Source organism: Yoonia sp. GPGPB17 (genome assembly GCF_037892195.1).
In the GTDB taxonomy this organism is placed as follows: Bacteria; Pseudomonadota; Alphaproteobacteria; order Rhodobacterales; family Rhodobacteraceae; genus Yoonia.
On the sequence record NZ_JATACI010000002.1, the window covers coordinates 184,916 to 198,669 of the forward strand.

Genomic DNA, 13,754 nt, shown 5'->3' on the forward strand with positions numbered 1-13,754 from the left:
AGGCCTATGACTGAAAGCACCCAAGTGACATTGCTGCGGCGGATGACCCGTTCGCAAGGGGGAGAGGTTGCGGAAAATCCGTTGACCTCTTCGCGTGCCGTGCGTTTGGCGCTGACAAAGGCTGCCAATGACATGGTTGGACTTGTGCTGACTGTACAAAGCGTCGCCGAAGAGGTGACTGGCCTTGATGACATGTTAGGAGCATTGGCGGATGAGTTGATGTTGGTTGGGTTGGAGCGGGACGGTTGCCTGATCGGGTTAATTGCGCTGGATATGGAGATGCGCGCGGCAATTCTTGAAATGGCGACGATGGGTGCTGTTCTGGGCCAGCCAGCTGAGGCGCGTGCGCCCACGCTCACGGATAAGACACTTTGTGAGCCATTGTTGCAGGCGTTCTTGGCAGCTTTCCCGCAAGCTGTGATGGATACGCCGCTGGCGGGATGGATGGATGGTGCCGCGCTGGGCCGTAAGGTGGACAGCACACGGGCCGCGGGCCTCGTGTTGGAGGACTGCGATTACCGTATTGTACGGTTGAGTGTGGACCTCGGGGTCGCAGATCGCCAAGCAGAGTTGGCGATCGCCTTGCCGGTGATACAGGAAACGCCGGACGTCGAAACCGTTGTCGAAGTCCCGGTCGACTGGGACAGCCGTTTTCAGGACAATGTTACAGATGCGCCAGCCTGCCTTGACGCTTTGCTGCATCGCTTTCCCATATCACTGGCAACCGCAAAGGGTTTGCAGGTGGGATCAATCCTAACACTGCCCGGTTGCACCGTCAGTTCCGTGCGCCTTTTGTCTGCGGGTGGAGATGAGGTGGCGCAAGCCAAATTGGGGCAGATTGGCGGTTACCGCGCCGTCCGGCTTGAGGTCGCTCCCATGCCACAATTGACCGAGCTGCCCGGTGCGCGAGGTGACACAGTCATGCCCTTGCCCGATCCTATGGACATTGAAACGGTGGGTGGCGCATCGATGACCGACACGCCCAACGTCGGGATTGGTCTGGATCTGGATGACGACCCATTGCCTGTTCGGGATGAATCGGTAGAAGCGCCTTTGGGGATCGACCAGACATCGGATGGTATCGAAGAAACCAGTGATTTGTCCTTCGACCCTGACGCGCCTTAACGGTTGGCCAATGCCTCTAGTTGGGCGCGCATGCCACCCAGGTCGTAGCCCGCAGCAGAAGTCGCTGCGATGATATCGTCTGCGGGCATCTCGGTGGCTTGTCCAAATGACCAGACGATGGAAGACCTTGTGCCAGATGCGCAATAGGCAAGTGTCGGCCCGTCAGAGCTGTCCATCGCTTCTTTTTGTGCCATGATCATATCCATGTTCAGTCCCTGATGGGTGACCGGAATGGTCACAAAGGCAAGGCCTGCCGCCTGCGCGGCGGCTTCAATCGCCTGTGCTTGGTGGCTGGGGGGACCTCTGTATCTGGCCGGTTGCAAATGATGGTGGTGAACCCCGCCTCGGCGATGGCGGGGATGTCGGCCACGTCAATTTGGGGCGATACGGCGTAGGTCGGGCTAAGCTGTCGAATATCCATGTGCTCTCCTAAACCGCGATGGCGCTTTGGTCCAGTCGACTGCGCAGCCGTGGGGTTATCACCATGCCTGCGACCATGGCGATCACGAACAGGAGGCCGCCGGTGCCGCCAAAGCTCAGGGATGCAACGGCTGGGCCGGGGCAGAGGCCGGACAGACCCCATCCCATACCAAACAGTGTCGAGCCCAGCACAAGGTTGCGCCCCAGTTGTGGTGCGGGGGGCGTTGGGAAAGTGTGCGCCAGCACTGGTGTGCGCCCAACCGTGAACCGCCATGCGATGGCCATGGGGATGATGGCACCGCCCATGACAAAGGCCAGCGTCGGATCCCAGTCGCCAAAGATATCAAGCCAGCCCTGCACCTTCGTGGTGTCGGTCATACCGGATATCAGCAGGCCCAATCCAAAGAGCGACCCAACCAAAAATGAAACAACGACACGCATTAGATAACCCCCAGAACGTGTTTGAAGATCACGACGGTCAGGCCGCCCGCGCCGATGTAAAACGCGGTGGCGACGATGCCGCGCAGCGACAGTCGCGAAATGCCGCAGACACCGTGACCAGATGTACAGCCATTGGCCAACCGCGTTCCGACGCCAACAAGCAGACCTGCGGCGACAATTACGATCCAATTGCCGGTTAAATGCGTTTCGGCACCGCCTATCATAACTGCTGCGATACCCGGCACCACAAACAAACCGACGATCAGTGCAGCGCGCTCTGCCCAATCATGACGGCCACTGCCATCCACAAGGCCGCCGATAATCCCGGATGCCCCCATGATCCGCCCGTTCACGAGCAGAAAGATGGCCGCAGCCGTTCCGATGAGCACGCCACCGGCGAGCCCCATGATCCAATCTATTGGCATGGTGTTGTCCTATTCCGACGGTTGTGTCTAAAGCGCGTTAATCGGCACTTTGAAGTAGCTTTGTCCGTTTTCTTCCGGCTCGGGCATGTGACCGGCCCGCATATTGGTTTGCAAAGAGGGTAAGATCAGGCGGGGCATGCCAAGCTTGGCATCACGTTCGTTGCGCATTGCGACGAACGCCTCCATCGGGCGGCCTTCGCCGATATGCACATTCAGTGCCTTTTGCTCACCTACGGTGGTTTCCCATGCGAATTCATCGCGGCCCGGTGCCTTGTAATCGTGACCAACAAAAATGCGGGTGTCATCAGGCAGTGCCAGAATTTTCTGGATCGAGGCATAGAGATCTTCGGCCGATCCACCGGGGAAATCGCAGCGCGCTGTACCAAAGTCCGGCATGAACAATGTGTCGCCCACAAAGGCCGCATCTCCGATCACATAGGTCAGGCAGGCGGGCGTATGCCCCGGCGTGTGCAATACGTCAGCCCGCATTTGCCCAATATGAAAGCTGTCGCCATCTTCAAACAGCGCATCGAACTGCGAACCGTCGCGCTGGAACGCTGTGCCTTCGTTGAAGATTTTGCCAAAGGTATTCTGGATTGTTGTGATGTTCGCCCCGATCCCGATCTTGCCGCCCAGGTGTTCTTGCAAATAGGGGGCAGCGGACAGGTGGTCGGCATGCACATGGCTCTCAAGGATCCAGGCAACCTGAAGCTCTTCTGATTTGATCCAGGCGATGATTTCATCCGCAGAATGTGTGTTTGTGCGACCTGCGGCCTGATCGTAGTCTAATACACTATCCACAATGGCGCAGGTCCGTCCCTCGGGCTCCCGCACCACATAGGATACCGTGTTGGTGGCTGTGTCGAAGAATGCTTTTACGTCAGGTGTCATATCGAATCTCCTATCGGGATATAGAATAGTTGCTTTTTAAAGCATTTCAATATTGAAATGTTTTTGCCGGATTGCTAGAGTGCTCACATGACACATGCCACCACTACCTTTGCTGCCGACCCGATGGATGCCGCCGCCAATGATGCGGCTGACTTGCTCAAGTCACTATCGAACCCGGGTCGTCTGCGTATTCTTTGCGCGCTCGTCCCGGGTGATATGACCGTGGGAGAGCTAGAGGTCGCTTTGGGCGCAAGCCAGTCTTATGTCTCCGGTCAGCTGTTACGTTTGCGCAACGAAGGACTTGTGGCTTGCGAAAGGAACGGTCGCAGCATGCACTACCGTTTGGAAGACCCGCGCGTCAGGCCGCTACTTGAACGCATTTACGAACTGTTCTGCCCCGACACATAGGGTTTCAATTCCGCACGTGCGACCTGTCGGCGATGTACAGCATCCGGTCCATCCGCCAATCTAAGCGTACGTAACTGTGTCCACTGACGTGCCAGCGGCGTGTCTTGCGAAACGCCCGCCGCGCCATGTATCTGGATGGCCTTGTCAGTGATATCAAGTGCCACCTGAGGTGCGATGACCTTGATCTGGCTGATCCAGGGGGCGGCTGCTTTCTTGTCGCCCTGATCCATCATCCAAGCCGCTTTCAGGCACAGCAGACGCGCTTGCTCGATATCCATCCTCGCCTTGGCAATGATATCAAAATTCTCGCCCAGCTGCGCCAAGGGCTTGCCAAACGCCTCTCGTGCGACCGACCGCTCACACAGCAGTTCCAGCGCCTTTTCGGCTTGTCCAATCGCCCGCATGCAGTGATGAATCCGGCCTGGCCCAAGACGACCTTGCGCGATCTCAAATCCGCGCCCTTCGCCCAACAGCAAGTTTTCGGCAGGTACACGTACATTGTCATAGCGAAAATGCATATGCCCGTGGGGCGCATCATCATGGCCGTACACCTCCATCGCGCGCAGTCTGTCGATACCGGGGGTGTAAGCGGGCACTACAATCATGGAATGTTGCTGGTGCTTAGGTCCGTCAAAGCGGGTGCGAACCATCACGATATGCACAGCACACCGGGGGTCGCCCGCACCTGTCGCCCACCACTTCTGACCGTTCAACACATAGTCGTTGCCGTCACGTTCGCAGCGCATGGCGATGTTGGTGGCGTCCGAACTGGCCACATCAGGTTCTGTCATCAGGTAGGCCGAGCGGATCGTGCCAGCCATTAAGGGCTTGAGCCACAGTTCTTTCATCGCCTCGGTCCCATATCGGGCGAATACCTCCATATTGCCGGTGTCAGGGGCGTTGCAGTTAAAGACCTCTGCCGCGAGATGGCATTTGCCCATCTCTTCGGCCAGATAGGCGTATTCGACGGTGTTCAGCTGCGGTCCGTCGCGAAAGGTGTCCCAGAAATTCCATAACCCTCTTTCTTTGGCTTTCGCTTTGAGCCCTTCAAGGATCTCGGTTTGACGGTTGGTAAAGGTCCAGCGGTCGCCTTCATTTACGTCCGACAGGAAGGCGGCATCCAAGGGTGCGATCTCATCCGCAATCATGGCTTTCACCGCTGCCACTACCGGCTTTAGTCGTTCGGTCTGCCCCAGGTCCATTGTCGCGCCTCATCTTATGTCAGTGCCATCGTGCATCGTCGCGTCAGGGTGTCAATCAATGGTTGCACATGCTGGGGCAGGCGGCCCTAATAGAGGCATGAGAGAAGCCGCAAAAAATCTGGGGATCAGCCTGCCTGATCTGGATGCCTATCTGACGCAGGCCATTGCCGAGTTTGAGGGACTGCAAGGGGTCACCAAATTCGGAACCGGTCAGTCAAACCCCACATATCAACTTAATGCCGCGAGCGGGACCTATGTGTTGCGCAGCAAGCCTCCCGGTCGGTTGCTGCCCTCCGCCCATGCCGTGGATCGCGAGTTTCGTGTAATGCAGGCTTTGGCCGATACGGATGTTCCCGTGCCCGAAGTGTTGCATTTGGCCGAAGCCGAGGCGTCACCCAGCAGGCGGGCGTTCTTTGTCATGCGCTATCTGCCGGGGCGCATCTTTTGGGACCCGGCCTTGCCCGATTGCGATGGGGCGGAACGGCCCGCCATCTATGACGCCATGAACACGGCGTTGGCGGCATTGCATGATGTGGACGTTACAGCGGCGGGCCTTGGCGACTATGGTAGGCCGGGCAACTACTTTGCCCGTCAGTTAGAGCGCTGGAGCAGGCAGTATATGTCCTCGGTTGTGGAACCCAGCGAGGCGATGTCCGAAATTATTGCCTGGCTGGGCGTAAACATGTAGGCTGATGACGGGCAAGTTGCCTTGGTGCATGGCGATTGGCGGCTCGACAACATGATCTTTCAACCCGATAGCCCCGAAATCGCCGGTGTGCTGGATTGGGAACTTTCCACGTTGGGTCACCCAATGGCTGATCTGGCCTATCAATGCATGCAGTGGCGGCTGCCAAACCAGGGGGACATGCGCGGGTTGGCTGGTGTTGACCGGTCGGACCTTGGGTTGCCAAGTGAAGCACAGTATGTGGCAGATTATGCGGCGCGGCGCGGGATCGGGCAGATCGACAACTGGCCGTTCTATCTGGTCTTTGCGTTCTTCCGGTTGGCGGCAATTCTGGCCGGTGTTGCAGCGCGCGCTGCGGCGGGCAATGCCTCAAACCCGGCGATGGCGCGCAAATACGGGGCGGCGGTGCCTGCACTGGCCGCGATGGCAACAATCGTCATGCATGAAGGAGCTGCGCTTTAGCCCAGCATGACCCCGACGATCACGGCCATTAAGCCAATCATCGACACAAAAAGTGCGCCCAGGTTGATCGGCAACATTTTTGCAATGCGTGTGCGCAGCTCTTCGTCGGGCAAATTGGCGCGTTTGGCGCGTGCGACAGCGACAATGCTGTAAACGATCCCACAAAGCCCGACCACTGACAGGGCTGCACCAATCCAGACAATGATTTCCATGATCGCTCCAAACGTTTTGGTCGACCTATCGCGCAGCGCAGCCCTTCGCAAGGGTTGCAGGTCAGGGGGCAGGGGCTAGTCAAAGGCAACCTTTTCAGGAGAGCTTTGATGAACGATTCCGTGACCGAGACCGCAAGCACCGTTGCCGGACAAGAACTGCGTCAGTTCGTGGAGCGATTTGAGCGGCTGGAAGCTGAAAAGAAAGACATCGCCGATGCGCAGAAAGAGGTGATGGCCGAAGCCAAAGGGCGTGGCTATGACACCAAGGTGCTGCGCAAGATTGTGGCAATTCGCAAGCGTGATGCCAATGATCTAGCCGAGGAAGAAGCGGTCATGGATATGTATAAAGCCGCCCTGGGTATGTAGCACCTAGTCGAAGGGGAGGATTAACTCGACCCCTTCCATATCGGCAATCATGGCAAGATCGGCCTCGTAGGCTTCTGTAATCGTCGCAACCACAGTGTCATTAAGTTCTGGTAAGGTGATGCTGTCTTCGACGAGCTCTGGCAGGGCATGGGCCTCAAGCACCTCGGCGATCAGTGTCTGGCGTGCGTCGGTATCTTCAGGATCTACGCCTACCATCCCGGTTGTCAGAATTTGCATGCCTTCCGGGCTGATGATGTTTGTCAGCACATCATACTGACCCGTAATCGGAACATCGGTAGAAATGCCGGTAAAAAGCCGGATCAGCTCTTCCCAGATCAGCGGCGTGTCTTCGTTGCACCAGACATAAAGCGGGGTCTTTGGGGCCGCCAGCTTGATGCGCCGGATGACATCGGACCAAAGCACCTCGATCGGGGACAACACGCCAAGATAGTGGGTCAGGCTTTGTATCTTAAGGCACGGGTGGCCGTTTCCTGAAGAAAACTTGCCGGGTGCCGCATCCCCAGAAACAAAGCGATATCGTCATGGGGAAACAACCTGTGCAGCCCGCTTACCTTCTTTTCGGCCTGATGGTAAAAAACGCTATGGTCAAAAATCCGCTTGGGGATCGTGATGAAGTTGTCGTTGCTCAGCAACAGGCGGGTGATGTTGTCTTCGTCAACAATCGCATCCAGCAGCACATCGCGGGCGTCGGCGCGCGGCGCACCTTCGGCCAATGTATCAATCGCCTCGCGGATCAGTTTGCGGTATTTGCCAGGCCCGGGCACTGCGATGCCCTGTTGCAGCAATGTGTTGGCATTCTTCAGGGCCGATTTCAGCAGCCGGTCTTCATCAGTACAATTCGCGCCGATGTGAAATGCGATTTGCATGCATGACCCTTCAATGTGTTTCTGCGAAGGCTATCATAAGAGGATTTCGTATAGAGGCCAAACAGGTTCAAAAGGTAAAACCAAAGCACTCACAGGCAAAGATTTTCGAACCTTTGAAAGCCTTCCTCGCAAACCCCAGGAATATATACAAAAATGGAAATCTCGCCCTCAAGAAAACAGTGCTTAGAATGGTGTTTCGGGCACCCTTAGCCTATGACCGAGAAAGTGGACTTCGAACTCCGCAAACATCTGTAATCTTTAGGTTTTTGGATGAAATTTCAGAAAAATGTGAAATGGTGCCCCCACACGGCACCTCCAATGCAAAATAAACGGCCATAATTCATATGCTTATGTTTACAAATTGGTTTTTGGACCACCTTTTAGCCCATCAAAGCAATCAGTTTCCTTCGCCCATTGGATTGGCGCTTTGGGCGCTTCTCCGGTGGAACTGTCTCCCCTGCTAAGAACTGGGCGGCTTCCTTGGTCGTGCATTGATTGATCAACTCGACCAACGCCAACACGTCGCCGCCTTTCCGCATCATCAAAGTGCCAGTCATCCTGCAGCACTCGTCACCCCGTGCCTGCTTTGCCGAAACCCTGGTGCTTGATGGCAAAGTGAGTTGACGATTCAATTGCCGCATCGGCTGGATGCACATGTATGGAAGACGACCGTTGGATCACACCAAAGCTTTAAACTGTCCACAGCATCCTAATTAAATGAGATGGTTCTATGACCGGGTCCGTTTTTCCTCTTGCAGACTCGCAAACATATTTATAAACGCTCCGTCGATGGTGCGCGGTTCATGCGAAACAGCCCATTGCAGACTTTGTTTCGCGTTATCTGTTAAATCGTCAAAAATGTCATGAAATCAATGACATGCCCCTATAGCTCAGCTGGTAGAGCAACTGATTTGTAATCAGTAGGTCCGCGGTTCGAGTCCGTGTGGGGGCACCATTAAAATCAAATAATTAGCTAATACCTGTAGTTGCCCTAGGCTCGGACTAGGCTCATTTGCAACTGTTGAGCCGCTAGCCATCAGTAAAATGACATGCGGGCAAAACGAGCTTGAAAATCCTCGTGTTGGTAGTTCTGTTGCGCGCCCTAGCACCACAATTTCAATCACGCATTTCACGCACTGCGGCCTTGGGTTCCTTTTAGTCTGAAAGGTCTATGGCTCTTGGCGTTGCGGCTGATCGGGCTCACGGACATCTCTGGCAGGCCAGTCAAGAGGTAGGTCACCCAATCTAGAACCTAGAGTCTGTAGCACACGGTGAGTCGGCAAACTCTAAAGGGTAACTATGACGTACCTACCGTGCACAATCGACGAAGACGCGGACGAAACCCACTGAGTCCACTCAGTTTCTCACTGGTGAGAATTTTTGATTGTTGTTTATGAAGATAATCGCTAATTTATCCCCAAGACAACGCAATGAGTCTCAAATATGAGAAATGACCTTGATAAACTGCTCACAACCCTGCTGGACGGGTTGAAGGATGCGGAGATGAGTGAAGCGGCCAAGGCCATGCAGGTGTCGAAGGCCACTGCATATCGATATCGTAAGAACCCCTTGGACATGCCACTGCGCAGCTTTGTAGGGCTTGTCGAGTTCCTTAAGCTGCCACTCGATCTGAGCATCACCCTTCACCAAGAGGAGCTGATTGAGGCGGAAGAGTTGCGACTTCGGTTTGAGCAACGCATCGCTGAAGAGGGGGGATACCGGATCGTAACCACCCCGCATTTCACGGTGAATTGTGAAGTCCCTGAGTTTACTGAGGCCAAGTTTCGCGCCGAGTATCCTAAGGAGCAGTGGAGCCTGATTGGGCGCTATATGGAGGTGCGCCAGGCGCGCCGTGAGCTCTATCTTTCCGGTTCCTATCAGAGCATCGAGATCATCAATGGGTCAGCCTACCTCGATTTTTATTATCAGAAGAACCTGTTTACCGACCTGGAAGACCATCTTTGGCGGCAACAGCATGCGGAAGTGGTGGAAACACAAGAGCTCCCCCATGTTCAACGATACATCTATGTCCGGGCGACGCCCGAGCTGCCGGTGATCCTCTGCTATTCGAGCGGTGACACCATTCTCCGCTTTGATGACATCACCATCAACCTGTCCGAAGACCATTTCCTTCGGGCCAAAAAAGACCCTGAACAGCTTCAGGGATAACAGCAAATACCAAGAGGCGAGCGACGTACGAGACTTTTTCATCAACCCACTGAGAGTAGGAGCATAAGACTATGCTTGTGACTGCCATGAACCCAACTGACCCCCCGACACCCGTACATTTTGGTGAGGATTCGCGCATCGCGGATTTTGTGCTCGATGACCACCGCGCAATGTGCGTAGCTTCCGCGCTTTTGGACGCGGGGGCCTATCTGATCGACACGTCGCTGCTGAGCGAGAAATACTATAAGTGGAAAAGCGGTGTGCGTGCGCCCTGTTATTGCAATTGCCGGAACGCAATCTCCGATTTCGGCGCGCGCCGTTTGATCGCAGACGAGATGTCCAAAAGCGTCATGAGTGCCTTTGGTGATGTGGATGCTATCTTGGGCGTCTCGACTGCGGGCATTCCTTGGGCGTCCTGTGTTGCTGACCGCCTTGAACTGCCGACGGCGTACATCCGTTCCGAGAAGAAGGACCATGGTGTTGGCGGCTTTGTGCAGGGGCACGTCAAATCCGGTGCGCGTGTTGTTATCATCGATGACCTGGTCGCCAGTGGTGGCTCTTTGAGGAAAGCCGTTGACGCACTCAATGACGAAGCCGATGTCGAAGTTGCCGGGATTGTTTCGATCATCAACTGGGGTTTCCAGAAGATGCGGGATAACCTGGATGGTCTAAACTATGTCGCACTAACTAGTTATCCGCAGATCATCATGGCTGCTACCGCCCGCGGGAAGGTTAACGAAGCGGAAGTATCGCGCCTTCTGAACTGCTACATGAACCCTTCTCTGGGGTACTGATATGGCGCGCTATGAGCATGTTGCGTTCGACTTCGATGGTGTGGTTGCGGATAGTGCTGCGGTTTGCGCCGATGAGATCAATCGGCTCCGGGCGCATTTCCCAACCATTCCTGAAGTCCACAGCCAGGATGACTTCGCATTTATTTATCCTGGCCCGCTAAGGACATCGCTCAGAAGGTTTGGCCTATCTGATAAGGGGGTCAGCGACTTCTTTGACCGCCATAGTGCTCGTATGATGAGCAGGGCGCGGGAGCTGAAGCCTTTTGTGCCGGTTGCCAAAATCTTGGGTGAAATGGACCCAACACGATTTACAATCGTCACTTCGTCATACTCGGCGACAGTTCGGGACGTTCTGTCTCGATCAATACCTGGGGGATCGGTCGATGACATTTCGATCCTTGGTCGCGAGTTGAAGATGAAGAAATCTGCAAAATTTCAGCGCATCATGACCGAGAATAACCTGCGTCCGGCGCAGCTCCTGAAGATCGGCGACATGGTATCGGATGTGCTTTATGCCGCTGACGCTGGCATCGATTGCGCAGCTGTGGGGTGGGGATATCACCCGCTGCGTTACTTGAAGGCGTTTGATGCACGACACTTTGTGTCGTCGCCGAACGATCTTCGAAACCTACTCCGCAAACATGCTAAAATAGGAGAGCCCTATGTCTAAAGTAAATGCACTCGTGCTGATCGACTACGTAAATGAAATTGTCCATTCCGATGGGAAGCTATCTGGCAAAGGATATTCTGACTTTATCTCACGCCATGGGACATCGGAAAAGGTCGCTGAGTTGCTTGAAAAGTCACGCCAAAACGGATGGATTATCTGCCATGTTCGTGTTGGCTTTGATCCCAGCTATGTGAACCATCCTGAAGACTCTCCTCTGTTCGGCGCTGCAAAAAAGTTTGGGGCGCTCAATCAGGATGAATGGGGATGCGAATTCATCGACTTTGCTGCGCCAATGGAAGGTGAGGTTGTCATTCAAAAGCGCCGGGTCAGCGCGTTCTTCAATACAGAATTAGACACCGTGCTTCGGGTGAATGGCATCAAAAATGTCTTTTTTGGCGGCTGTGCGACCGACCTTGCTGTTCAGGCTGCCGTCCGGGATGCCCACGACCGTGATTTTACGGCCTGCGTCGTATCAGATGCGTGCGCCGCTGCCAATGATACCGATCACGATACGTCTTTGCCGACGCTTGAGAAGATAGCAAGGATATGCACAGTCGCCGAAATCTAAAGACTTAAGTATGACTGAAAGGTTCGCCTTGGCAATCAAAGGCGGGCCTTTTAGCACGTCAAACACATGACGCTCTGATTTAGTATCCTAAAGACAATTTCAGACTTGATGCCTCCCAGCGAACACCTGGTTCAAAGACTGACTTGGACAGGGGTGCAAAATGCAATCCATGATCTGGGAAGCCCAAGTAGCAAGGCTACGCAGGACAGTCGCTTCAATATCCCTGGAAAGCCCGCACAGCACGACCTGAAGATTGACTAGTCGACAGAGCACTGGTCCATACGATAAAAGTTCGAAAAGTAAGTCGGACATGTCCAGCAAGTGGGTCACTTTTCGAACTTTGACGCTAATCGTGCCATCGTCTCAGGCGATCAGGTTCGATCTGTGGTAACCTATGGGTCACCCACGGGGTTAAATATCGAACCGCTCCAGCACATTTGCGATCTGATCCCGAGTTCGAGTTGTGGTCTGGTCTGGCGGACCAAACAAGACACCCAAGGTGCTTTCAGGGTTTAGACACCAATTCTGTAGTTTGAGGCAAAGGTTTTTTCCCGTTAGCAAGCGGTTCGAGAAGGCGATTTCCACAATCCGCCGTTTCTGTGCGTGATCGCCCACCCGGTAAGTTAGACAAAGGTTTCTGATGAGTTCGAGAAACTGCTCACCCAATCGCGCATTTGCTTTTGAATCGGCTAATTCGGCTTGCGCTGCGGTCAATCGCTGCTGCTCTGTTTCGAGCGCTTGTTTCCGATCACCGAACACAGTTTTGTCTATGAGCCCATCGATCAGTGCATCGGTCAGTTTCTCTTCGCGGGTTCGAAGCTGGTCTAGCTGCAGGCGGATTGCGCGGTGATCTGCCTCACTATCCTGTCGCTTTATCAGCACTGATAAGCGAGCTTTCAGCTTGTCAAAATCTCCTGCTGGCAACTGGACACTCTGTAGCTTCTCCACGATTTCCGCTTCCAGACGGTCTTGGCGAATTGATGTAGTCGGACATCCGGGTGTCTGACATCGCATGTACACGTGACCTTTTTGCACTTCGCCATAGAGCGAGCGATTGCAATGACCACACGTCAACAGGCGTCGGTATGGGTGATCATGCACCACGTGTTTCTTTTGATGGCGATCTCCTTTGAGCGACTGAACCTTGTCAAACAGGGCCTTGCTGATAATCGGCTCATGGACACCCTGATAGGTTCGGCCAGTCCGATGCATGAGGATCGTGCCATAGTAGAAATGGTTTTTGAGGATGTTTTCTAGGCCGTACTTGGTCACCGGTTTGTCATTGCGGTTTCTTAGTCCGCGCCGGTTCAGCTCGCGAAGCAGGCTACGAACCGAGTACTTCTGCGTTGCATAGAGTTCGAAGGCCTGACAGATGAATGGTGCCCGTTGGGGATCGGGTGTTTTTGGCTTGCCCGGACCATTGTCCAGATATCCGATTGGGGCATTGAACGGGAACAGCCCTTGTTTAAGGCGACCTTCGATACCCTTGATGCATTCTTCGCGCAGGTTGCGGACATAGTCGGCCGCGATGACCGCTTGGATGTCTGCGGTCAGGCGGCCACCGCGTGACTGCATGTCGAGGCTTTCATGGGCAAAGCGGACATCAATCCCGTCATCAATGAGTTCACCGATCATCGCCCAGTCTGAGAAGTTTCGAGCTGATCGATCAATCTTGTGAATGATAAGTCCGCTGGCCTCCCCGGCACGCAGTCGTGCAACGAGCTGGCTAAACACAGGCCGTCCGCGCTTGGCAGCGGTCTCCTTTTCTTCAAACCACTCGCAAACTGAAAGACGTTGTTTGTTGGCGTATGCGGTGATTGCGTCTCGTTGAGCTTCTAGGGAGACGCCATCACCCTGCTTCACTGTCGAAACCCGAGTATATCCAAAATAGTGCTGCATATGAATGTGTTAGCTATTGTCCGACTCTACCAAATCTTCAGGTTTTGGCGAAGCGTCGGGGGTGGGCCAAGGCCACTCGCCAGTCCGCACCATCTCGAGATAAATCTCATGGCAAACCTGCAAGTACGCT

The 13,754-nt window shown here is 54.6% G+C and carries 15 protein-coding genes, 1 tRNA gene and 2 pseudogenes; 9 read left to right on the top strand and 9 right to left on the bottom strand.

Going from position 1 to position 13,754, the window contains the following annotated elements; all coding sequences use genetic code 11:
• Window positions 1–6: 6 nt before the first annotated feature.
• Window positions 7–1,125 (top strand): FliM/FliN family flagellar motor C-terminal domain-containing protein, encoded by a 1,119-nt coding sequence (locus QTO30_RS01270; protein ID WP_340421972.1) that lies wholly within the window; start codon window positions 7–9, stop codon window positions 1,123–1,125.
• Here the strand turns inward: QTO30_RS01270 and QTO30_RS01275 are convergent.
• The 4 genes and pseudogenes from QTO30_RS01275 to QTO30_RS01290 form a co-directional block, all read right to left on the bottom strand.
• Window positions 1,122–1,546 (bottom strand): annotated as a pseudogene (locus QTO30_RS01275) (TIGR01244 family sulfur transferase). The gene QTO30_RS01270 and the pseudogene QTO30_RS01275 overlap by 4 nt on opposite strands.
• An 8-nt stretch (window positions 1,547–1,554) precedes the next feature.
• The gene (locus QTO30_RS01280) at window positions 1,555–1,986 is read right to left on the bottom strand and encodes a DUF6691 family protein (RefSeq protein ID WP_340421973.1); all 432 of its coding nucleotides are present in this window, start codon (window positions 1,984–1,986) and stop codon (window positions 1,555–1,557) included.
• Window positions 1,986–2,411: a YeeE/YedE family protein gene (locus tag QTO30_RS01285; protein WP_340421974.1), complete on the bottom strand. Its 426-nt coding sequence runs from the start codon at window positions 2,409–2,411 to the stop codon at window positions 1,986–1,988. Before QTO30_RS01285 ends, QTO30_RS01280 begins: the two co-directional genes overlap by 1 nt.
• Before the next feature lie 27 nt (window positions 2,412–2,438).
• Window positions 2,439–3,302, bottom strand: coding sequence for an MBL fold metallo-hydrolase (locus QTO30_RS01290; protein WP_340421976.1), 864 nt, complete (start codon window positions 3,300–3,302; stop codon window positions 2,439–2,441).
• Window positions 3,303–3,389: 87 nt separating this feature from the next.
• On the opposite strand from QTO30_RS01290, the gene QTO30_RS01295 reads away from it, so the two are divergent.
• Window positions 3,390–3,710, top strand: a complete 321-nt coding sequence (locus tag QTO30_RS01295) for an ArsR/SmtB family transcription factor (RefSeq protein ID WP_340421978.1) — start codon at window positions 3,390–3,392, stop codon at window positions 3,708–3,710.
• On the opposite strand, the gene QTO30_RS01300 is transcribed toward QTO30_RS01295, so the two are convergent.
• The gene (locus QTO30_RS01300; protein WP_340421979.1) at window positions 3,683–4,912 is read right to left on the bottom strand and encodes an acyl-CoA dehydrogenase family protein; all 1,230 of its coding nucleotides are present in this window, start codon (window positions 4,910–4,912) and stop codon (window positions 3,683–3,685) included. The genes QTO30_RS01295 and QTO30_RS01300 overlap by 28 nt on opposite strands.
• A 97-nt stretch (window positions 4,913–5,009) precedes the next feature.
• On the opposite strand from QTO30_RS01300, the pseudogene QTO30_RS01305 reads away from it, so the two are divergent.
• Window positions 5,010–6,059, top strand: a pseudogene (locus QTO30_RS01305) (phosphotransferase).
• On the opposite strand, the gene QTO30_RS01310 reads toward QTO30_RS01305, so the two are convergent.
• Window positions 6,056–6,271: a hypothetical protein gene (locus QTO30_RS01310; RefSeq protein WP_340421981.1), complete on the bottom strand. Its 216-nt coding sequence runs from the start codon at window positions 6,269–6,271 to the stop codon at window positions 6,056–6,058. The pseudogene QTO30_RS01305 and the gene QTO30_RS01310 overlap by 4 nt on opposite strands.
• Window positions 6,272–6,379: 108 nt before the next feature.
• Between QTO30_RS01310 and QTO30_RS01315 the strand changes: the two genes are divergently transcribed.
• Window positions 6,380–6,637, top strand: coding sequence for a DUF2312 domain-containing protein (locus QTO30_RS01315; protein WP_340421983.1), 258 nt, complete (start codon window positions 6,380–6,382; stop codon window positions 6,635–6,637).
• 3 nt (window positions 6,638–6,640) lie between these two features.
• Here the strand turns inward: QTO30_RS01315 and QTO30_RS01320 are convergent, their stop codons facing one another.
• Together QTO30_RS01320 and QTO30_RS01325 are read right to left on the bottom strand one after the other, a co-directional pair.
• On the bottom strand, window positions 6,641–7,075 hold the full coding sequence (locus QTO30_RS01320) for a hypothetical protein (protein WP_340421984.1): 435 nt from the start codon (window positions 7,073–7,075) through the stop codon (window positions 6,641–6,643).
• A gap of 17 nt (window positions 7,076–7,092) precedes the next feature.
• Window positions 7,093–7,524, bottom strand: coding sequence for a hypothetical protein (locus QTO30_RS01325; protein ID WP_340421986.1), 432 nt, complete (start codon window positions 7,522–7,524; stop codon window positions 7,093–7,095).
• 879 nt (window positions 7,525–8,403) lie between these two features.
• On the opposite strand from QTO30_RS01325, the gene QTO30_RS01330 reads away from it, so the two are divergent.
• From QTO30_RS01330 to QTO30_RS01350, 5 genes are all read left to right on the top strand, one after another.
• Window positions 8,404–8,479 (top strand) — tRNA-Thr (locus QTO30_RS01330).
• 488 nt (window positions 8,480–8,967) lie between these two features.
• Window positions 8,968–9,693, top strand: coding sequence for a hypothetical protein (locus QTO30_RS01335; protein ID WP_340421988.1), 726 nt, complete (start codon window positions 8,968–8,970; stop codon window positions 9,691–9,693).
• A 71-nt stretch (window positions 9,694–9,764) separates the two neighbouring features.
• Window positions 9,765–10,487, top strand: coding sequence for an orotate phosphoribosyltransferase (gene pyrE / locus QTO30_RS01340; protein ID WP_340421990.1), 723 nt, complete (start codon window positions 9,765–9,767; stop codon window positions 10,485–10,487).
• Between the two features lies 1 nt (window position 10,488).
• The gene (locus tag QTO30_RS01345) at window positions 10,489–11,157 is read left to right on the top strand and encodes an HAD family hydrolase (protein ID WP_340421992.1); all 669 of its coding nucleotides are present in this window, start codon (window positions 10,489–10,491) and stop codon (window positions 11,155–11,157) included.
• Window positions 11,150–11,725 carry a cysteine hydrolase family protein gene (locus QTO30_RS01350; protein ID WP_340421994.1) on the top strand — a complete coding sequence of 192 codons (576 nt, stop codon included), beginning with the start codon at window positions 11,150–11,152 and terminating at the stop codon, window positions 11,723–11,725. Before QTO30_RS01345 ends, QTO30_RS01350 begins: the two co-directional genes overlap by 8 nt.
• Window positions 11,726–12,136: 411 nt before the next feature.
• Here the strand turns inward: QTO30_RS01350 and QTO30_RS01355 are convergent, their stop codons facing one another.
• Complete coding sequence (locus tag QTO30_RS01355; RefSeq protein WP_340421995.1) at window positions 12,137–13,624, bottom strand: recombinase family protein; 1,488 nt, start codon at window positions 13,622–13,624, stop codon at window positions 12,137–12,139.
• Window positions 13,625–13,754: the final 130 nt, after the last annotated feature.

Coding starts and splice junctions, on each gene's coding strand:
- QTO30_RS01290 (WP_340421976.1), bottom strand. CDS start 3,302: ATGACACCTGACGTAAAAGCATTCTTCGACACAGCCACCAACACGGTA.
- QTO30_RS01295 (WP_340421978.1), top strand. CDS start 3,390: ATGACACATGCCACCACTACCTTTGCTGCCGACCCGATGGATGCCGCC.
- QTO30_RS01335 (WP_340421988.1), top strand. CDS start 8,968: ATGAGAAATGACCTTGATAAACTGCTCACAACCCTGCTGGACGGGTTG.
- QTO30_RS01280 (WP_340421973.1), bottom strand. CDS start 1,986: ATGCGTGTCGTTGTTTCATTTTTGGTTGGGTCGCTCTTTGGATTGGGC.
- QTO30_RS01300 (WP_340421979.1), bottom strand. CDS start 4,912: ATGGACCTGGGGCAGACCGAACGACTAAAGCCGGTAGTGGCAGCGGTG.
- QTO30_RS01355 (WP_340421995.1), bottom strand. CDS start 13,624: ATGCAGCACTATTTTGGATATACTCGGGTTTCGACAGTGAAGCAGGGT.
- QTO30_RS01315 (WP_340421983.1), top strand. CDS start 6,380: ATGAACGATTCCGTGACCGAGACCGCAAGCACCGTTGCCGGACAAGAA.
- QTO30_RS01285 (WP_340421974.1), bottom strand. CDS start 2,411: ATGCCAATAGATTGGATCATGGGGCTCGCCGGTGGCGTGCTCATCGGA.
- QTO30_RS01345 (WP_340421992.1), top strand. CDS start 10,489: ATGGCGCGCTATGAGCATGTTGCGTTCGACTTCGATGGTGTGGTTGCG.
- pyrE (WP_340421990.1), top strand. CDS start 9,765: ATGCTTGTGACTGCCATGAACCCAACTGACCCCCCGACACCCGTACAT.
- QTO30_RS01350 (WP_340421994.1), top strand. CDS start 11,150: ATGTCTAAAGTAAATGCACTCGTGCTGATCGACTACGTAAATGAAATT.
- QTO30_RS01310 (WP_340421981.1), bottom strand. CDS start 6,271: ATGGAAATCATTGTCTGGATTGGTGCAGCCCTGTCAGTGGTCGGGCTT.
- QTO30_RS01270 (WP_340421972.1), top strand. CDS start 7: ATGACTGAAAGCACCCAAGTGACATTGCTGCGGCGGATGACCCGTTCG.
- QTO30_RS01325 (WP_340421986.1), bottom strand. CDS start 7,524: ATGCAAATCGCATTTCACATCGGCGCGAATTGTACTGATGAAGACCGG.